Origin of the sequence: Halobacterium bonnevillei (assembly GCF_009831555.1) — an archaeon.
In the GTDB taxonomy this organism is placed as follows: domain Archaea; phylum Halobacteriota; class Halobacteria; order Halobacteriales; family Halobacteriaceae; genus Halobacterium; species Halobacterium bonnevillei.
In genome coordinates, this window is the sequence record NZ_WUUU01000046.1 from 1 (window position 1) to 18,420 (window position 18,420).

Consider the following 18,420-nt stretch of genomic DNA (forward strand, 5'->3'; position numbering starts at 1 on the left):
TCTCGTACGACGACGACTTCTCGTGGGACGTCTCGGAGAACAACTCGTACTACTGCGATTTCGAGCTCGTGAACGCCTGACAAGATTCCCCGATCGACAGACACCATGCGGACGCCAGCCAGGTCGCTCCCCGGGCGTCGGATCGACGCGCGCTCGAACGGCGTCGACGACCGACTCGAAGTCGCTCATACGCCGGCTTTCACGCGGCCCCGCCTAAGCCGTGTCGATGCCGTAGCTTGCTGGCGAAACGAAAGCCATTTCAAAACGCACCGGGTAGACTGGAGTGCGAGCCGCCATAGCTCAGTTGGTAGAGCACCTGGTTGTTACCCAGGTTGTCCCAGGTTCGAGCCCTGGTGGCGGCGCTTCTCACACACTCACTCGCGGAGCGACGGCTCCGCGATGAGTTCGGTCGTAGCGGCGGAAGGGCTCGAGCCCGAGAGACGCAGCGTAAACGTAGAGAGCGACCGTCTCTCGACGTTCGAGCCCTGGTGGCGGCGCTTCTCACACACTCGCTCGCGGAGCCTCGACTCCGCGACGAGTTCGGGTGTAGCGCCGGAAGACGGAGTCTTCCGACAGCGTCCTCCTCTCGCCGGCTGCTCGCTGTGCGCGCGTCGACCGGTGGTGATTCGCTGGAATCCCGACAGGCTAAAGGTTCGGCCACGGAAAGCGATACGTGAGGGGCCTTAGCTTAGTCTGGTTCAAAGCCCCCGGCTCATATCGGCGTTCGTCCCCGGGCGAGTGTCGTGGGACACCGGGTGAGCGGTGGTTCAAATCCGCCAGGCCCCACGTTTTCGTGTCTCTGGCTGCCAGCGACTGGAGCAGCCGCCATCCCCGGTAACGTGGCCGGCGACGGCTTCCTCGCCCGGCGGCGGTGGAACCGAACGCTGCCGCACCAGCAATCGCCCGGGCGTCGGCCCCATGTCGCCGTGGCCAGGGCTCGGCACCCGGGAACGCGGGCGCCGGCAGCAAATCGATGGCCCGTTCGGCGACCCCAGACAGTGCGCCGATGCGGAACAGCGGCCGGACGCTGACGATCCACGCGAACCTCGGGTTGCCGATTCGGTCGGTAACACCAGGGTCAGTACCTGACACCGGCGTCCGCGCGCGCTTTTACGTCTCCCGCTTCTACCGAAGACTGCGAACGAACGTCTCCCAGAACTCCATGTCGCAGAAATCAGAGTACGTAGACGAGACCGAGATCGACGCATCACTCGACGAGCTTCCCGACGGCGACACCATCGACGAGACAGTCGCAAATCTCGAGGCCAACGGCTTCGAGGTCGTCGTCGCCGATAGTGCCGAGGAGGCCCTCGACACCATCACGTCGCACATTCCGGCCGACGCCGCAGTCATGAACGGCCACTCGACGACGCTCGAGGAAATCGGGTTCATCGAACACCTGAGCGAGGGGGACCACGAGTGGGAGAGCCTCCCCGACGAAATCTACAGTATTGACGACGACGCCGAACGACAGGCCGCTCGCCGCGAATCCCAGACGGCCGAGTACTTCCTCGGTGGCATCAACGCGATCGCACAGACCGGTGAGCTGGTCGCAGCCGACCGCTCAGGGAGCCGGATCGGTGCCTATCCGTTCGCCGCCGGTAACGTCGTCATCGTCAGCGGCGTGAACAAGATCGTCGACGACCTCGACGCCGCGCTCGACCGCCTCGAATCTGTCGCGTATCCGCTGGAGAACGAACGCGCGAAGGACGCCTACGGCGTCGAGAGCGCTATCGCCAAACAGCTGATCTTCCGGCAGGAACTCGAAGCGGGACGGACGACCGTCGTCCTCGTCCGCGAACAGCTGGGCTACTGAGACTGCCGGCGTACCGTCGCGTCGACGTATTCACTTGCAGTCCGCCGCGCCGTTTCGAGGGCCCCGTTGTCGTCCAGCGCGACTGCCCGGGTCCGACCCCCGTTGACGATTGTCATCAGTGCGCGAGTTACGTGGTCGGCGTCGACGTCGTTGAACACGCCTTCGTCGATTCCGTGATTGACGACTGCCTTGACCATGTACCGGATGTACTCGTCGTTCTGCTGGAAGCGCTCACTGAACGCATCCTTGTACGGCGCCTGACTCCGCATCTCCAACAACGCGATCGAGAGGTCGGAGTTCTCCTGTGGTTTGACGAGGAGTTCGTCGAGCAGCAGTTCCAGCCGTTCCCCGGGGTCAGTCGTCTCGACGTCGTGGATCGAATCGACGAACTGGTCCAGGAGGTAGTCGAGGAAGGCCGCGAGGAGTTCGTCCTTCGTGTCGTAGTAGTAGTGTACTGCAGCCGTGGATTTTCCGTATTCGTCTGCGATCCGCTGGATCGTGAGGTCAGCGTAGCCGTGTTCGCGGAGGGCCCGGTAGGTTGCCTCCATGATCGCCTCGTCAGGCTCCGAGGCGGTCCGATCCGATGGTTCGGCCATTAGAATTCGATAGGACCTATGGTTGGATAACGGTTGTGCCACAACGGACGAGTCTTCGAGGGGTTACTGGTCACGTAGTTAGTTCGTAATCCGCCAGATATTGTGGAGACCAAGCTCTGATGGACTATCAGTGCCCCGAAGGATTTTTGACTAACTGGTTAGTAAGTTGGGGTAGTACCTGATGAGCGACGACACGGCGACTGAACTTCTCGCGGCGACGTATCGGGCGCTCTGCCGGCACGGCTACGCCGATCTCACGCTCGCGGACGTCGCTGACGAGGCAGACCGGAGCAAAGCGGCCATTCACTACGACGACGACGGAGAGACCCTCTTCGTCGAGTTTCTCGACGTTCTGTACGAACGAGACACTGCGCGGCTTCCGTCCGTCGACGGGGGGACGCCGCGCGAACAACTCTCAGCACTCCTCGCGGCGGTCCTCATTGACGAAGGCGCCGCGCCCGACCAGCGGTTTCGAACCGCACTGTTGGCGGTGAGCGTGCAGGCGCCGTACGACGACGCGGTCCAGACGCGACTCTCCAACTTCGATGCGGTGCTCTACGAGCGACTCCGAGCGATCGTCGCGGCCGGCGTCGAGAGCGGCGAGTTCGATGCGACGGTCGAGGCGGCCGTCGCTGCCGAGTTCCCCGTGACGGCCATCACGGGTGCGCATACGCGGCGCGTCGCGGTGAAGCGGTCATCCGAGACGCTCTCAGAGGCACTCACGTGGTACATTGACCGACAGCTACTCGCTGACGGGGCTCCGGAGGCGGCCCACTGATGGGGGTTCGAAGCCGCATCTCCGCACTGTTCAGGGGGCCTGAGGAGTTCGACCTGACGTCGGGCAGCATCGGGAAGCCCCTGTTCTTCCTGTCGATGCCGATCGTCGTGACGAACCTCTTCCAGACGGCGTACAATCTCGCTGACACGTTCTGGCTCGGCCAGTACAGCACGGACGCCCTGGCGGCAATCAGCTTCGCGTTCCCGATGGTCTTCCTGCTCATCTCGCTCGGATTGGGTATTTCGGTCGCCGGCAGCGTGCTCGTCGCCCAGTTCACGGGTGCAAACGAGGAGCGCGAAGCCGAGTACGCCGCCTCGCAGACGGTCACGTTCGCAGTCCTCGTGTCGCTCGTCCTCGGCGCCGTGGGCTACCTCGGCGTCGATACGTTCCTCAGTCTGCTCGGCGCTTCGCAGGACGTCCTGCCGATGGCGACCAGCTACATGGAGGTCATCTCGCTGGGCCTGCTGTTCATGTTCGGCTTCTTCGTCTTCGTCGCGCTGATGCGCGGGTCCGGCGACACCATCACGCCGATGCTCGTCATGTTCGGGTCGGTCGTACTCAACATCGTCATCGACCCGTTCCTCATCTTCGGCTGGACGGTCGTCGAGAACGCTCCGCTGGTCGGCACGCTCTCGTTCCCCGAGCTCGGGATCCAGGGGGCCGCCATCGCGACCGTGTTCTCGCGTGCACTCGCCCTGGTCGTCGGGCTGGCGATCATGTTCCGCGGGAACCGCGGGGTCCAGATCCACCTCCGGGACATGGCGCCGGATTTCTCGTACCTCCGGCGGCTCGTCCGCATCGGCCTGCCGGCGTCGATCGAGGGGACCGGACGTGCGCTATCGATGAACCTGCTGTTGGTCATCGTCGCGCTCTTCCCGGACACGGTGGTCGCCGCCTACGGGATCGGGACGCGCGTGTTCTCGGTCATCTTCCTCCCGGCCATCGCCGTCGCCCGAGGCGTGGAGACGATGACCGGCCAGAACGTGGGGGCCGACAAACCGGACCGGGCAGAACACGCGGCGGACCTCGCAGCGGCGGTGCTGTTCGGCGTGCTCACAGTCGCGGGAATCCTCGTCTGGGTTGCCGCAGCACCGATCGCCGACCTGTTCACGACGAACGCCGACGTCGTCGAGATCACCGCCCAGTTCATCCGCTACGTCGCGCTGACCTTCGGGTTCATCGGCATCATGCGGGCCTACACTGGGAGCTTCCGTGGTGCCGGGAAGACGCTCACTGCCGCAGCCATCTCGGTGTTGATGCTCGGTGTCATCCGCTTCCCGATTGCGTGGGTCGCTGCCGGCCCGCTCGGCGCACCGGGCGTCTGGCTGTCGTTCGCCGTCTCGAACGTTGCCGGCGCGCTCATCGCGTACGCGTGGTACCGGCGAGGCACGTGGCGCGAGAGTGACCTGACCGAATCCCACGTCGACCTCGACGAAGCCGGCGTCGAGGCACCAACAGGTGACGACTGAGACCGATGACTGAGTCAGCCCCCGGCCGTCCAGCACAGATCGACCGTCACATCGAGCGGGTGCTCAGTGACACAGACGAGGTCGGTCTCCCGCTGGTCCGTGACGTACTGCCCGAGTCCTCCGACCGGTGGTACGGCCTGTTGGTGGTTGCCGTGTACGAGTCGCTGGCAGACAGCCGGGACACTGAGATCGTCCTTCCCGCTGCCGCGGCAATCGAACTTCTCCGGGGCTACGTTCGGCTCCGAAGCCGACTGCTGGTCCGCCTCGCCGACAATCACGCGCACTCACTCACGACGGACCGGACGTCGTCGTTGCTGGCCGGTGATTACCTGTACACGGCGGCATTCTCGGCACTCCCGACACTGTCGGACACCCCGTCGGGCGACTGCTTCGCGGTACTGACGTCAGTGCTCGAAACGATCACGGACGCGTTTGCGCGCACCTACGCCGCAGCCGAGTCGACCGATCACGACCAAGCGATGCTCGTCGACGACACGGCGGGCAGTCTCGGTGAAGGTGCTGCCCTGCTGGGCGCGGTCCTCGCGGGCATCGAGGGCCCGAATCGCCGGGACGTTGCCCGGTTCGGGCGCGGGCTCAGCACCGCCCGACAGAGCGCCCGCATTCTCGACGCGGATCCGAGTGAGGCGATAGTCGTCCCGCCGCGGTTCGACGAGACGCAGCTCCGAGCGCTCGCAGACCGGCGCCGGGACGACGCGAACCGGGCGCTGGACGCACTACCGGAGACTGTCGACGTGGCGCGTCTGCGAGCGTTCGTTGCGAGTGATGAACCGACGCGAGACCCGACGGACCAGGCCACCGACGGGGACGCACTCGAGTAGCGTGCCGGTCGCGTGACGGATTCGCAGGGCACGTGGACGACACGAGGAGACGACGACCGGAATCCGGTCGTCGTCCCGAGTGAGTACTGGGGCCGGCTTCGGAAACCCCGATTCTGAACGCGGGTGGCGCTCTGTGCCTCGATTCAGGAGTCGAAGAACTGGTCGGGCGTGAGCCGTGACAACCGCATCGCATTCCCGGTCACGCCGAGGCTCATCCCCATGTCGCCGACCACGACCGCGAGCGCGACGCTCACCAGGCCGAGCGGGACGCCGAGCGCGAGCAGCGCCTTCACGCCGAGGCTCCCCCAGATGTTCTGGCGGATCACGCCGTTGGCCGTGTGCGACAGCGCGTAGAGGTACGGCAGCTTCCCGATGTCGTCGCCCATCAGCGCGATGTCGGCGGTCTCGAGCGCGGTGTCCGTGCCGGCGGCCCCCATCGCGATGCCGACGTCGGCGGTCGCCAGTGCGGGCGCGTCGTTGATACCGTCACCGACCATCGCCACCTCGCCGTACTCCGCCTGTAACGCCTCCACGGCGTCGACCTTCTCGTCGGGCAGCAACTCGGCGCGGTACTCGTCGACGCCGACGCGCTCGGCGATCGTGCGGGCCGTCCCCTCGTTGTCGCCGGTCAACATCACGACGCGTTCGACGCCGAGGTCGTGCAGGCGTGCGACCGCCCGTTCGGCGGCCGGCCGCACCTCGTCGGCGATGGCGATGACGCCGACCAGTTCGGTGGCCGTGCCGACGAGGACGACCGTCTTGCCCTCGGACTCGAACCGCGAAATCGCCCCGCTTTCGACGTCGGCACAGTCCTCGTGTTCGCACTGCTCGTGGGCCACTTCGGCGACCGTGCCACCGTCGGTCCGGGGGTGTGCGTGCGACAGGTCGAAGCCCAGCTCCTCGAAGAGCGCGGGCTTGCCCGCGTAGTACGTCTCGCCGTCGACGTCCGCGCGGATTCCCTTCCCGGTGATGCTCTCGAACGCCTCGACGCTCGGCACGTCACCCCCCGCGTCCGCCTCGGCACGGGCGAGAATCGCGTCGGCGATGGGGTGTTCGCTTCGCCGTTCGAGCGCGGCTGCGTACCGGAGTACCGCCTCGTCGCTCGCACCGCCGAGTGCAACGACGTCCGTGACGGCGAGTTCGCCCTTGGTGAGCGTGCCAGTCTTGTCGACGGCGATGGCGTCCACGTCCCCCATCGCTTCGAGGTGGTTGCCGCCTTTGACCAGGACGCCGTTCTTGGCGGCGCTGGTGATCCCGGAGACGACGGAGACGGGCGTCGAGATGACGAACGCGCACGGGCAGGCGATCACCAGCAGGGTGAGTCCGCGAATGAACCACGTCTGCCAACCCCCGCCGAAGGTGTGTGAGACGCCGGCGAGACTGACGGTGGCGCCGCCGCTGATGAGCAGCGGCGGGAGCGCGGCGGTGAGAATCGCCAGCACGACGATTGTCGGCGTGTAGTAGCCCGCGAACCGGTCGACGAACTGCTCTTTGTCGGTCTGCTTCTCCTGTGCGCCCTGCACCATCTCGATGATCTGCGAGAGCGTCGACTCCGAGGCGGGCGAGTCGGCCTCGAACTCGAAGTAGCCCGCCTCGTTGATGCTGCCGGCGTACACTTCGTCGCCGACGCTCTTGTCCACCGGGACGCTCTCGCCGGTGATGGGTGACTCGTCGACGGCACTCCCGCCCTCGACGACGGTGCCGTCGAGTGGGATCTTCTCGCCGGGGCGGACGACGACGGTTTCGCCGACCGCGACCTCGTCGGCGGGGACAGTCACCGCCTCGCCGTCGCGGCGCACAGTCGCCTCGTCGGGCGACAGCTCCATCAGCTCCCGCAGGGAGTCTCGTGCCCGGTCCATCGCGTAGTCCTCGAGGAGTTCCGCGATGCTGAACAGGACGGCCAGCGTCGCGGCTTCGACGAAGTAGCCGATGCCGGTCGCTGCGATAATCGCCGTCCCCATCAGCAGGTCGATGTCCAGGCTCCGGTTCTTTGCCGAGTAGTAGCCACCGCGAACCACCGGGTAGCCACTGGTGACAATCGCGACGAGGAAGAGCCCGTCAGCGACGTGGAGCGGATAGTCGAGCACACTCGCGACGGCGAGGTTTTGACCCGCGAGGACGAACTCGAAGAGCAGCCCGAGTGTGACGAACGCTGCACCGATCCACGTCTTGACGGCGCGCGAACTCCTCCACACCTCCGACGGGGGCGCAATCTCCAGGTCGTCGTCCGACGACGCGTCTTCGTCGTCGCCGCCGACGACCTCGTAGCCCGCGCTCTCGATGGCGCGGACGGCGTCCGCTTCGGCGACGCGGTCGGGGTCGTACGTGATCGTCGCCGTGCCGGTAGTCGGTTGGAGCGTCGCGTCGACGATACCGTCGACGCGCTGGAGGCTCTTGTCGACTTTCTGTGCGCAGGAGGGGCAGTCCATCTCGGGGACGGTGAGGCGGGCGGTCAGCTCCCGTCCCTGTCCGCCGTCTGCCGGCCCCGCTGCATCCGGGTTCTCTGTCATTACCGCACGGTAGGAGCGGGCGCTCGATATGTCTTTGTTGGAATATTCCAACACCCGGCCTCAGCGCGACGCCAGCCGTTCGTTCGCTCCGCGCTCGCCGGCGACGTGCTGCTTGGCCACGTGCTCCTCCGCCCGGCGGAGTCGGTAGGTGAGCGTCGACCGCGGGACGTCGAGGTGTTCGGCGAGCTCGCTGACGTCGACCTCGCGCGGCGACTCGTAGTAGCCGTGTTCGACGGCGGCCTGGAGTGCGGCCTCCTGTGCCGGCGGCAGGGCGCTCGGCGTCCCGTCGGCTCCCGTCGCTGACGTCGTCGTGTCCGCGGTGCGGAGCAGTTCCGTCTGGGCGCACTCCCCGACGGCCGACTCCAGGGCGTCGAAGAACGCCGCCACGTCGCCCCTGCCGGAGTGGATGAGCCGCCACGTGTAGTGGCGCCCCTCGTGACGGGTCTCGAACAGGACGCCGTCGCCGAAGTGGTCGCGGGCGATGTGGGGAACTGAAGCGCAGGCAGGCGTGCGCTCCCAGTCGGAGTAGAGGACGAGTGTGTCGTCCGCGCGGTCCAGGACGCGGGTGGTCTGCGTGGCGCCGCAGTCCTCGGTCACCAGACAGTCTGCGTAGTAGTCTCCGTTGAGAAAGGCGTCCTCGACGGCGTCGAGCGCAGTGGCGGTCCCGGTGGCGTGGTCGACCCGCCAGAGACGGTCGGCAGTGACGTGGAGCGAGAGCGAGCGGACGCGGGCGTCGGGGTGGTCGGCGAGGGCGTCTGCCACCCTGTTGCACCCCGGCTCGTATTCGAGGGCGAAGACGAGTTCGCGCATACCACACGTACGGCCGGGGACCACATAACCCATGGCCTGGGGCTTCGTCTGCCGGTGGATAGTAGCTCGCGTCGCCCGGGTGGTCCCCCTCCTGGATTCGCGGTGCGTGGGCCCGACGCTCATGTCCGTGCTCGGCAGTCCTCCGCTCGACGCACCGGCGGTAGACAGCACGGTTCAGCCCACACGTAACAGCGTCCGAGTAGCCACCGAATCACGTGCTGACGGCACGGGAGTTCTCTGGGCACGCTCCGGTAGACCCCATCCAGAGGCTCGTCGATTCTGGGCCACCGGATCCCGCTATACGCCCCAGAATAGCCAGATTCCGAACGTCGTGACACCTGCGAGTACTAACTGGAGTGGCCCCCCAAGCCGTAGATAGTCGGTGAATTCGTACCCTCCCGGCCCGTACACCATGAGGTTCGTCTGATAGCCGACTGGGGTGAGAAACGAGGTGCTCGCCGCGAACGTGACCGCGAGGACGAACGAGAACGCGTTCGCCCCTAACTGCGTCGCGACGTCCACCGCCACCGGGATGAAAAGGACGATTGTCGCATTGTTGCTGATCAGATTTGTCACGACAGCCGTGACAATGTAGAACAGCGCAATCATGGCGACAGCCGGCAACACATCGGCGACAGTGACGATGAGGTCGGCAACGAGGGCCGCACCGCCCGACCGCTCGAGTGCGATTCCGAGCGGAATCATCCCCGCGAGGAGAAAAATCACGTCCCACGCCACGGCATCGTAGGCTTCGTCCGTTTCGAGTGCGCCCCCAGCGATCATCGCGACGACGCCGGCGAGCGCGCTGATGCCGATCGACACGAACCCGAGTGCCGCGACGCCGACGACGCCTGCGACAATCGCGACGGCGAGCCACTGTTTGTCCTCTCGATACGTTTCCGTCGTCGAGGTCCGGTCCAGAAATCCCTCAGTCGCAACTGTCGTAACCGACAGGGCAGGGTTCTCGCGAAGCGCGGCGACGTGCCGACCACTGGAACGCAGGAGTACCACGTCCCCTGCTTCGAGTACGATGTCCGAGAATCCGGAGGTGACGGTCGTTTCTCCCCGCTGAATGCCGAGTAGCGTCGCTTCGAACGACTGGCGGAAATCGACGCCACCGACTCGCTCGCCGACGAGTGACGAGGCCTCCGTGATACGAGCCTCGACGAGCGTCCCGATTCCTGCGGACAGCTCGGGGCCGATCTGGTCGATGTGGACCCACGGCAGATACCAGAGGTCCAGGTTCGAGGCCGCCGCTCGAATCGATTCGGGGTCGCCCCTGACGGTCACGACGTCGCCACTCTCGAGTTCGAACTCCGGGTCTGGGACGGCGTGCCGCCCGTCGTAGCGAACCACTTCGAGAACGTCGCCGTCGGAGACGCCGAAGACGTCGTCCAGGCCCTCCCTGATCGACGACCCCACCAGCGGCGATTCATCGCGGACGTAGAGCCGCGTAATGTGGCCTTTCAGATTGAACTCGCCGAGGAGGTCGACCGTTGGTCGGACGCGTTCTGGGAGGAGTCGCTGGCCGACGGTCGCCAAGTAGACGACGCCGACGATCAGGCCGAGCAGCCCCAGGTGCGTGAACTCGAACATGGAAAACGGGTGACCGAGGAGCCGATCAGAGAAGCTACTTGCGAGGAGATTTGCGGACGTACCGACCAGCGTCAGCGTCCCACCGAGCATCGCGGCGAACGAGACTGGCATCAGGAGTTTGGACGGTGAGATGCGGTACTCGTCCGCGAGGTCGAGGACCATCGGGATGAACACGGCGACGATGGGTGTGTTGTTGACTACGCCAGCGAGGCCGCCGCTCAACGAGAGGGTCGTCCAGCGGAGTCGTTCTTCGCTCCCGGCCGCGAAGCCAGAGATGGCGTCGCCCAGTCGTCGAACGATGCCCGTCCGATGGATTCCTTCGCTCAGCATGTACATCGCCGCGACGGTGATCGTCGCGACGTTCGAGAACCCCGAGAACGCAGTGGTCGTCTCGACGCCTGTCCAGGGTTGGAGGACGACGAGCGCCACGATTACCACGATCGCTGTGACGTCCGGGGGGACGAACTCGGTCGCAAACAGTACGACGGCCGCGAGAATGAGGAGGAAAACGACGGCCGCGTTCACTGACACTGCGGAGAAAACCATCACGGACGCGGATTATTCAGTTACGGCTTCGTCATCAACGTCCGATTCGCGTTTTCTGAGCGAGATGACGGCGATTGCGACGATGGCGACGATGGCGATGAGCTTCGTGCGCTTCATTGCATCTAGTTGTTCTTTCTGAGCTAACATAAAGAGCACTTGCGACTTTCGCTGGGCGGGAAAAACACGCGCGGCAATCGCGACCGTGTCGGCGACAGCCACCACCCAGTGCGAGCGAGGTCATCGCCGGACGGGGGCGATCATTTCGCTAACCGGTCAGCTGCAAATCCGCCTAGGGCGCCGAGTCCAGCCCCGTAGGCTGCGGTGAGGAGCAACGCGAAGACCATGGCTGTTGCCACGACAATTCTCAGGCCTGCATATTGAATGGTGGCCAACCCTGCGTAGAGCCCGATCGTAACGAAGACGAGGACCGCGAGCACCGGTACCATCGCCAGGAACCCCGAGAGCGCACCGACGCTTACTGTGCGTCCAGTTCCATAGCGCTCGAGGTACCCTGCGGCACCACCTCCGATGACAGGTGAGACCGGCAAAAATGACACAACGCCGGTAGCGACGGCACCGAGCACTGCGTACGACCGATACGAACCGGGGGACTCGTTTTCGGGCGTCTGTCGATACGCGCGGTGACGTGCGATCACGTACCCGATCGCAAACAGTGCTAACCCGACACCGGTCACCAACAGCCCCCATCCTGTCCACGTCACGACCTCCAGGGTGACCTCGACCATCTCCGCTTCCGTGAGATCGCGTTCGAAGACGACGACCGTGATCTGGCCGGACTCGACGCCGTCCACGACCAGGTCACGGTCGACGACGAAGGTGAGAGCACTCCCACCGACCGTGAGAGCAACGCCAGCCAATGCAATGGCCGCAGCGGCTATCCATTCGACGAACTCGGGGAGTTGGGGGCCGAGTTCAGGAGCCGCCAGATCGCCAGTTGTTGTATGTTCACTCATTCAAAGTACCATACAGGTTGGTTCGTCTCGGACTTAATACTATCCTCGCACCGAACTAGCCAGCGGACGCAGGCTCGCCTGAACCTGGATTGGCTGAATCGGTACGCAGGTGTGTCGAGGACACGGCGGAGCCTTTTTGATTCCCTGTACGAGCACCTACCTATGAACGTCCCAGACACGCCGTTCGAGACCAAAGTCCGCGCGACGTTCGTCGTTGTCGGCGTGCTCTGCTGGTACGGAACCACTCTGCTCACCGAGGCGGTCCTCGTTCAGTTGACTGTCCTGCTCGGCGTCGGGCTGGTCGTCCCCCAGATTCTCCTCGAAGTGCTGGACCGCGAGCACTGACTAGCAGCCGATACCCGTCGGTGAGACCGAGCGAGTGACCCGCTCCACGTTCCACTCGCCGAGTCGCGTTGCTGCTCGACTTACAGACTGCACTGAACGGCAGTTCCAGCGCCCGCGCTGGATACAGAACCCGACCTGGGAACTGCGGCCCGATTGTGCTGCTCGCCGGGGCTGTCGTCTCACTACTCGTCGCGTGTCTCGGGTTCCGCCGGGCCGATCTGGGTTACCCGGCCTTGTGGAAACTCCGCGACCGGTGGATACGGATTTGGTTCACGCGGTTCACGTGCGCCTATGAGCAATCGAGGCACCGAAACCGAACGCGTGTCATCCCAACAGCAGTTGACAGGGGATTACATGCGGATGGCCGGCCACCGGAGTAACGTCCACGGACTCGTCGAAATCGACGTCACCGACGCCAGGGAGCAACTCCGCACGATCGAGGGCGAGACCGGAACCGCCCTCTCGTTCACAGCCTTCGTCGTCTTCTGCCTGGCAGCCACCGTAGCGGAACAGCCACACGTCCACCGATACCACGATTGGCGGGGGCGGAGCCACGAGTTCGAGGACGTGGACGTAAACGTCCTCGTCGAACGGGAGGGTGACGGCGAGCGGACTGGTGTCCCGCACGTCGTCCGCGCGGCGAACCGGCGGACGGTCCGGTCGATTCACGACGAAATTCGACGCGTCCAGGCGGACGCTGCGAGTCGTTCCGAGGCCGGAATCGCCGGGCTCGCCCGCCGCCTTCCCGGATTCATTCGCAGACAGATCTGGCGCCTCCCGCAGTGGTTTCCGTCGCTGTGGACGGACCTCGCCGGCACCGTCGCTGTCACCTCCGTGGGTATGTACGGCACCGGAAACGGGTGGGCCATCAGTCCCACGAACTACACCCTCCAGCTCACTGTCGGCGGCATCGGACCCAAACCGCGCCTGATCGATGGTGAACTCCAGTCCCGGGAATTCCTGAGCCTCACCGTCACCTTCGACCACGACGTCGTGGACGGAGCCCCGGCCACGCGGTTCGTCCAGCGCCTCGGCGAACACCTGGAAGCCGGCACCGGTCTCGACGCAGTGTCCGCCGAGTGAGGGGCTTCCCGGGGCTCACGAGACGAGGTTCCGACACAGCCAGCTATCCGGAACCGTGCTACCCCCGAGCTTGCGTCGAGGAGGTCGGGGTTGACGGGACGGCTCGCAATCAGGACGTGGCGCCGGCCAACGTGGAGTGCTGGCACTGCCGATTCGACAACTGGATTCGGGGGGCGCACGGGTCGCGGGCTGCTTCGCTATGGCTCGGTTCCGCCCGGGATGGTGACGGGTTCGAACCGCTGGAGGCCGAAGTACGTGTTCACGACGGCGCCGAACCCGACGACCGCAACGGCGAGTTGTACGGCCCCGCCGAGGAACGGCACGAGCCCGGAGAGCTCGAGCGCGAGCAGGAACGCGGCGATCCCCGCGAGTGTCGCGACGCCGTCGCGCTCGATCGGAAGGCGCGTCCCGACGAGATATCCGAACACGGCCTGGCCGTAGAGAACGATCAGAAGCTCGGCGAAGAGCCCGACGATCGCGAGGGGGAGCAGGATGAGGGTAAACGCCATGTAGACGAACAGCACGAGGAGGGCCGTTGCGCCGAGGCTGCCCACGACGCCGCTGACGAGCGCGTGCTCGGTGATGGCCGTGCCGACGTTCTCGATGACGAGCGGGTACCGCTCGACGAGCCACCACCCGAACGCGCCGAGGACGAGGAACTGCAGGAGAAACCCTCCGACCCGCTGTGCGGGCGAACTCGACGGGGTCGGAGTCTCGAACTGTGAGACGCGCCCGACCGACGCAACGGAGCTGACCGTCGCGGATCCCGAATACGTCTGGAGCGTCCCGGTCACGGTCGCGCCGTCGACCACGGAGAGATTCCCGTTGAGGAGCGTCACGTCACCGTCGACGGTCCCGGCGATGGATGCAGTGCCACCGATCACGTAGATGTCGCCGTCGACGGTTGCGTCCCCGGGAACAGTGGTGGTTCCGCCGGCGACGACGTGGACGTCCGCGAGCGAGTCGACGTCTTTGTCGCCCTGGAACGTCACGGACAGCTCCTGGACGTCGCCGCCCCCAATCGAAATCATGAGGAGGACGACGATGAGGAGCGGGATGGCTTCCGTCGGACTCATACGCTCGCACCTCCGTTCTCGCGAGCGAGTTCGACCATCCGTCTGGCGTACAGGCCGACCGCGAGCCCGAACAGGAGGAGCAGGGAGAGCGCCTGCACCACGTTCAGGTGGGTGAGGAGCGTGAGGTCCGCAGCCTGGAAGTACAGCGCGAGCGCGGTGCTCGAGAACGTGGCGAGCCACCCGGCGACGCCGATGCCGATTGCGGAGTGCGTGCCGATCGTCTCGGGCGTAGCGAGGTCGGGCCAGAGCGCGAAGTTCAGCGTCGTGTAGAAGCTCACGGCGATCGCGTACAGCGCGGGATTGAGGGGCGACGTTCCGCCGCCGGCGATCGCGGGGAACACGTCGGCGAATCGCAGGTCAGACGTGTACATGACGTGCGTGAGGGCGAACAGCGCGAACGTCCAGAGGAAGACGCGCGAGAGCGAGTAGTTCGCGTAGATGACGCCGGCCATCACGGCGCCGACGACGTGCGCGACTGCGATGAACAGTCGCGTCGAGAGGTCGGGCGACTGCCAGGAACTCAACAAGAGCGACGGCGTGTCGATGATCCGGAGGAACCCGAGGCTGTCGACGAAGAACACGCCGAACATCAAGGCGACCGGGACCGCGAACGCGAGACTCCGCGCCCGAACTGGCGCCCCGTGACAGAACCGGCCCGTGCCGTACGTCTCGTGCTGCGTCCCGAGGGCGTCGAGGACCGCATCGAGTCGGTCGAAACTGGCGAACGAGAGGACGGCCAGCACGAGAACCCCCGGCGCCATCGCGGCGACCAGTACCTGGCTGAAGACGTCGACTGACCAGGAGAGCGGAATCGCGTTCGCCGCGAAGTACGCGATGGCCGTGATAGCGGCGGCGACGTACCCCCGGTCCGGCACCGGAACGAGGTCGGTCGCGAGCGAGAACGAGACCGGAAATCCGACCCCGAGCCCCACCGAGGCGAGGACGATCCACGCGCCGAACCCGGGAACGGTCCGAACCGTCGGAGCGACGAGCGTCAGTGCGAACTGGACGCAGACGACGCCGAACAGGAGCCGGAACTTCGTTCGGAGGTCCGTGCTCCAGCCGCGTCGGTCCATCGTCACGCCGGTCGCGACTGCGACGACGAGCGTCGCGAGCGCGAGCGCAGCCAGCCACATCGAGACGGCGGTCTCGGACATTCCGACGAGCCGCGTCCCGAGGTCGATGAGCCCCAGTTGGACGAACGTGATGTTGTAGTAGTAGCCGGCGACCATCAGCGCGACGAACAACACGTACCCGGCCACTGTCGCCCACCGCTCTTTCCGGACGTGTGTCACGAACTCCATTCGTTGGTTCTCGACACGTACTGCGGCCCGATGCGTAATAAAAAACTGTGCCACCTGCAGTCCAGGGCTCTCGCTCGGACCCTGATTCGGCCGGAGTTAGCGACGAAAACTCCAGTCGAATCCACCCGAGCCGGTAGCAGACCGCATCGGACCCAACCCCGCTCCAGACGCTTCCGCGGAAGACAAGTCCTCGCTGCTGTCCAGTCCCTGCCGCAGTCCAGTCCCCGCCGCAGTCCAGTCCCCAGAACGTCTATCCGACGACGACGCGTTCCCCGTCGGTATGGACGCCCAATTGGAATGGACGGGTATGCTGGTCGTCGTGGTTCTTCTGCTCGGGTACACCCTCTACACCGTATTCAACCTCGCAAACTTCCTCGGTGACTACCTGCGCTCCTGACGCACGGCGACATAGGACGGCAGCCGTACCCCGTTCGTCGCGTTCGCTGGCCGACCACTCGATTCACTCCATCGAGTTCCGGGAGTAGTGCTGGGTACAGAACCTCCGATCGGAACTACTGGTATGGACTTTCGGACCGGCTCGGACGCGCGACCCGGCCGACTCGAGGAAGGCGATGCTAGTCGCCGGCAGACCGAGCGTGCGCTCGGAGCCGGAAGAAGAACGCGATGGCGGCGACGGTGACTGCCGCGACGAAAATCTGGACGGCGCCGCCGCCGACTGCGGCGGTGGTGGTGCCGGCGGCGGTGCCGCCGACTACGGCGGTGCTGGCCGGAGCCGCAAACACGCAGCAGAGGCTCAGCGCGCCGGCGACGCCGAGTAACGGCACCCGGGAGTCCGAGTCGCCATCGTCGTCTGCGTCGGTCATCGAGTAGCGGGTACGGTCGTCGTCTCGTTGTATTTGTGGGTTTGCATCGGTCGAATGCAGGCGCGGGTCGGTGGAGCGGGCGCGGGTCGATCGAGTGTTGCGGGTCGGTCGAGTGTGCAGGGTCGCCCCGACTGTGCGTGTCAACAGCGACCGCTCAAACTCTCAGGGTGTGGCTCTGAGGTCGTTCAGGACGTCCCTGACGGGGTCCCAGTCGGGCAGCGTCTGGGGGTCTTCGGTCATCCACGCGTACCGGACGGTCTGGTCGGTGTCGACTACGAACACCGACCGTTTGGCGACTCGTTTGTGGTCCTTGAACTCGTCGTAGAGGACGTCGTACGCCTCGGCGACGCTGCCGTCGCTGTCCGACAGCAGCCTGAAGTCGAGGTGTTCGCTCTCCGCGAACGCCTTGTGACTGAACGATTTGTCGGTGGAGACGCCGAACACGGTGACGTCGTCCTCGAGGTCCAGCCACGCGAGGTCGTGCAGCGAGCACATGTGGTCGGTGCACGCCGGGTGGAAGTCGAAGAGGTAGAAGCTCAGGACGACCGGCCCGTCCTCGAGGGCGTCGGTCAGCCTGTGCCGGGTGACGTCGTCGTCGTTGGCGTCTGTGGTCGTGCCGGGGAGGTCGAACCCCGGTGCGTCTGCGCCTTCAGGAATCACGTCGACCACCCCCTTCGGCTGCGAGGGGAGTGGCGGCCAGCGCCGGGCTGGTGCATCGATTGCACGCTCGGTGATTGGTCGGCCATACGGCAGTCCACGCAGTGCTGTCCTTTCAGCGTACGCCAACTCCCCGGTAACCGGGTTACCGCAGGGAAAGCGTGGGTCGGGACGGGGACTTAGTCGACGACGGCGCGTGAAGGCACCGTGAGCCCGCCGTTCCTACTGGTCGTCGAGGCTGCCGTTCAGCACCTTCGCGGCGACGAGTACTGGGTCCCAGACCGGGCTGAACGGCGGCGCGTACGCGAGGTCGAGGCGTTCGACCTCCGGGACCGTCGCGTCCTGGTCGAGCGCCGTCGCGACCGTGTCGATGCGGATCGCGGCGCGGTCGGTGCCGACGATGCTCCCGCCGAGCAATCGGCCGGTCCTGCGGTCGGCGGTCAGCGTCACCGTCGTCTCGGCGGCGCCCGGGTAGTAGCCCGAGCGAGACCCCGCAGTCACGGTCTCTGCGACGGGGTCGAAGCCGGCCTCACGCGCACGCTCGTGGTCGAGGACGCCCGTCCGGCCGCACTCCATTTCGAAGGCCTTCACGACCGCAGTGCCCGCAATCTCGCCGATGGGCGTCGGCGTCCCCGCGACGGTCTGACCGACTGCGCGCCCCGCCCGGTTCGCCGTCAGTCCCAGCGGCACCCAGTCCGACGCCCCGGTCACCGCGTGTTTCGCTTCCGCGCAGTCGCCGGCCGCGTACACGCCGTCGACGCTCGTCTCGCCGTATTCGTCGGTCGCGATCGCTCCGGAGGCGCCGAGTTCCACGGGCGTCTCGTCCACGAGGTCGGTGTTCGGCCTGATGCCAATGCCGACCACTGCGACGTCGACGGCAGTCCGCGTCTCGTCGGCGACCACGGCCTCGACGCGGTCCTCGCCAGCCAGTCGGTCGACTTCGGTGCCGAGGTGGAGCGTGACCCCGTGGTCCCGGAGCGCGGCCGCCGCTTCCTCGGCGACGGCCTCCCCGAACGGGGGGAGGATGTGGTCGGGGCGCTGGAACAGGTGGACGTCGAGGTCGTGCGCGCTGAACGCCTCCGCCATTTCGACGCCGACGTACCCGCCGCCGACGATGGCCGCCGACTCCGGTGGCTCCATCGCGGCGTACGTCTCCACGAGCGACCGGTCCGACGAACTCCACGTCCCACCCGCGCC

Annotated in this window: 16 protein-coding genes and 2 tRNA genes; 8 read left to right on the top strand and 10 right to left on the bottom strand. The window is 65.9% G+C overall.

What is annotated here, in order from left to right:
• Positions 1-289 precede the first annotated feature (289 nt).
• From GRX66_RS07695 to GRX66_RS07705, 3 genes are all read left to right on the top strand, one after another.
• Positions 290-362: transfer RNA gene (locus GRX66_RS07695), tRNA-Asn, on the top strand.
• 315 nt (positions 363-677) lie between these two features.
• A tRNA-Ile gene (locus GRX66_RS07700) sits at positions 678-786 on the top strand.
• Between the two features lie 376 nt (positions 787-1,162).
• Positions 1,163-1,816: a lactate utilization protein gene (locus GRX66_RS07705; protein ID WP_159526040.1), complete on the top strand. Its 654-nt coding sequence runs from the start codon at positions 1,163-1,165 to the stop codon at positions 1,814-1,816.
• Here GRX66_RS07705 and GRX66_RS07710 read toward each other — a convergent pair.
• A complete protein-coding gene (locus GRX66_RS07710) occupies positions 1,810-2,412 on the bottom strand; it encodes a TetR/AcrR family transcriptional regulator (protein ID WP_159526041.1) in 603 nt (200 codons plus the stop codon). The two genes, GRX66_RS07705 and GRX66_RS07710, sit on opposite strands and share 7 nt — an antisense overlap.
• A gap of 181 nt (positions 2,413-2,593) precedes the next feature.
• On the opposite strand from GRX66_RS07710, the gene GRX66_RS07715 reads away from it, so the two are divergent.
• The 3 genes from GRX66_RS07715 to GRX66_RS07725 are packed head-to-tail and all read left to right on the top strand — an operon-like array spanning position 2,594 to position 5,498.
• Entirely contained in the window at positions 2,594-3,190 is a 597-nt protein-coding gene (locus GRX66_RS07715; protein WP_159526042.1) for a TetR/AcrR family transcriptional regulator, read from the top strand.
• Complete coding sequence (locus GRX66_RS07720; protein WP_159526043.1) at positions 3,190-4,659, top strand: MATE family efflux transporter; 1,470 nt, start codon at positions 3,190-3,192, stop codon at positions 4,657-4,659. Before GRX66_RS07715 ends, GRX66_RS07720 begins: the two co-directional genes overlap by 1 nt.
• A 5-nt stretch (positions 4,660-4,664) precedes the next feature.
• Positions 4,665-5,498, top strand: a complete 834-nt coding sequence (locus GRX66_RS07725; RefSeq protein ID WP_201292957.1) for a polyprenyl synthetase — start codon at positions 4,665-4,667, stop codon at positions 5,496-5,498.
• 143 nt (positions 5,499-5,641) lie between these two features.
• Here the strand turns inward: GRX66_RS07725 and GRX66_RS07730 are convergent, their stop codons facing one another.
• The 4 genes from GRX66_RS07730 to GRX66_RS07745 form a co-directional block, all read right to left on the bottom strand.
• On the bottom strand, positions 5,642-8,008 hold the full coding sequence (locus GRX66_RS07730; RefSeq protein WP_159526044.1) for a heavy metal translocating P-type ATPase: 2,367 nt from the start codon (positions 8,006-8,008) through the stop codon (positions 5,642-5,644).
• Between the two features lie 60 nt (positions 8,009-8,068).
• Positions 8,069-8,818 carry a helix-turn-helix domain-containing protein gene (locus tag GRX66_RS07735; RefSeq protein WP_159526045.1) on the bottom strand — a complete coding sequence of 250 codons (750 nt, stop codon included), beginning with the start codon at positions 8,816-8,818 and terminating at the stop codon, positions 8,069-8,071.
• 297 nt (positions 8,819-9,115) lie between these two features.
• Positions 9,116-10,960, bottom strand: a complete 1,845-nt coding sequence (locus GRX66_RS07740) for an SLC13 family permease (protein ID WP_159526046.1) — start codon at positions 10,958-10,960, stop codon at positions 9,116-9,118.
• A 257-nt stretch (positions 10,961-11,217) separates the two neighbouring features.
• Positions 11,218-11,934 (bottom strand): DUF5518 domain-containing protein, encoded by a 717-nt coding sequence (locus tag GRX66_RS07745; protein WP_159526047.1) that lies wholly within the window; start codon positions 11,932-11,934, stop codon positions 11,218-11,220.
• A 162-nt stretch (positions 11,935-12,096) separates the two neighbouring features.
• On the opposite strand from GRX66_RS07745, the gene GRX66_RS07750 reads away from it, so the two are divergent.
• The gene (locus tag GRX66_RS07750) at positions 12,097-12,279 is read left to right on the top strand and encodes a hypothetical protein (RefSeq protein WP_159526048.1); all 183 of its coding nucleotides are present in this window, start codon (positions 12,097-12,099) and stop codon (positions 12,277-12,279) included.
• Between the two features lie 291 nt (positions 12,280-12,570).
• Complete coding sequence (locus GRX66_RS07755; RefSeq protein WP_201292958.1) at positions 12,571-13,362, top strand: 2-oxo acid dehydrogenase subunit E2; 792 nt, start codon at positions 12,571-12,573, stop codon at positions 13,360-13,362.
• Between the two features lie 197 nt (positions 13,363-13,559).
• On the opposite strand, the gene GRX66_RS07760 is transcribed toward GRX66_RS07755, so the two are convergent.
• From GRX66_RS07760 to GRX66_RS07780, 5 genes are all read right to left on the bottom strand, one after another.
• Complete coding sequence (locus GRX66_RS07760) at positions 13,560-14,438, bottom strand: polymer-forming cytoskeletal protein (RefSeq protein ID WP_159526049.1); 879 nt, start codon at positions 14,436-14,438, stop codon at positions 13,560-13,562.
• Positions 14,435-15,742 (bottom strand): MFS transporter, encoded by a 1,308-nt coding sequence (locus tag GRX66_RS07765; RefSeq protein WP_159526050.1) that lies wholly within the window; start codon positions 15,740-15,742, stop codon positions 14,435-14,437. Before GRX66_RS07765 ends, GRX66_RS07760 begins: the two co-directional genes overlap by 4 nt.
• A 575-nt stretch (positions 15,743-16,317) precedes the next feature.
• Positions 16,318-16,566, bottom strand: a complete 249-nt coding sequence (locus GRX66_RS07770) for a hypothetical protein (RefSeq protein WP_159526051.1) — start codon at positions 16,564-16,566, stop codon at positions 16,318-16,320.
• Between the two features lie 162 nt (positions 16,567-16,728).
• A complete protein-coding gene (locus GRX66_RS07775) occupies positions 16,729-17,226 on the bottom strand; it encodes a redoxin domain-containing protein (protein WP_159526052.1) in 498 nt (165 codons plus the stop codon).
• Positions 17,227-17,445: 219 nt separating this feature from the next.
• On the bottom strand, positions 17,446-18,420 hold a 975-nt coding region (locus GRX66_RS07780), incomplete at its 5' end, for an FAD-dependent oxidoreductase (protein WP_159526053.1).

Bases quoted from the DNA above. Each gene is read 5' to 3' on its own strand.
- GRX66_RS07705 (WP_159526040.1), top strand. From the start codon at position 1,163: ATGTCGCAGAAATCAGAGTACGTAGACGAGACCGAGATCGACGCATCA.
- GRX66_RS07710 (WP_159526041.1), bottom strand. From the start codon at position 2,412: ATGGCCGAACCATCGGATCGGACCGCCTCGGAGCCTGACGAGGCGATC.
- GRX66_RS07715 (WP_159526042.1), top strand. From the start codon at position 2,594: ATGAGCGACGACACGGCGACTGAACTTCTCGCGGCGACGTATCGGGCG.
- GRX66_RS07720 (WP_159526043.1), top strand. From the start codon at position 3,190: ATGGGGGTTCGAAGCCGCATCTCCGCACTGTTCAGGGGGCCTGAGGAG.
- GRX66_RS07725 (WP_201292957.1), top strand. From the start codon at position 4,665: ATGACTGAGTCAGCCCCCGGCCGTCCAGCACAGATCGACCGTCACATC.
- GRX66_RS07730 (WP_159526044.1), bottom strand. From the start codon at position 8,008: ATGACAGAGAACCCGGATGCAGCGGGGCCGGCAGACGGCGGACAGGGA.
- GRX66_RS07735 (WP_159526045.1), bottom strand. From the start codon at position 8,818: ATGCGCGAACTCGTCTTCGCCCTCGAATACGAGCCGGGGTGCAACAGG.
- GRX66_RS07740 (WP_159526046.1), bottom strand. From the start codon at position 10,960: ATGGTTTTCTCCGCAGTGTCAGTGAACGCGGCCGTCGTTTTCCTCCTC.
- GRX66_RS07745 (WP_159526047.1), bottom strand. From the start codon at position 11,934: ATGAGTGAACATACAACAACTGGCGATCTGGCGGCTCCTGAACTCGGC.
- GRX66_RS07750 (WP_159526048.1), top strand. From the start codon at position 12,097: ATGAACGTCCCAGACACGCCGTTCGAGACCAAAGTCCGCGCGACGTTC.
- GRX66_RS07755 (WP_201292958.1), top strand. From the start codon at position 12,571: ATGAGCAATCGAGGCACCGAAACCGAACGCGTGTCATCCCAACAGCAG.
- GRX66_RS07760 (WP_159526049.1), bottom strand. From the start codon at position 14,438: ATGAGTCCGACGGAAGCCATCCCGCTCCTCATCGTCGTCCTCCTCATG.
- GRX66_RS07765 (WP_159526050.1), bottom strand. From the start codon at position 15,742: ATGGAGTTCGTGACACACGTCCGGAAAGAGCGGTGGGCGACAGTGGCC.
- GRX66_RS07770 (WP_159526051.1), bottom strand. From the start codon at position 16,566: ATGACCGACGCAGACGACGATGGCGACTCGGACTCCCGGGTGCCGTTA.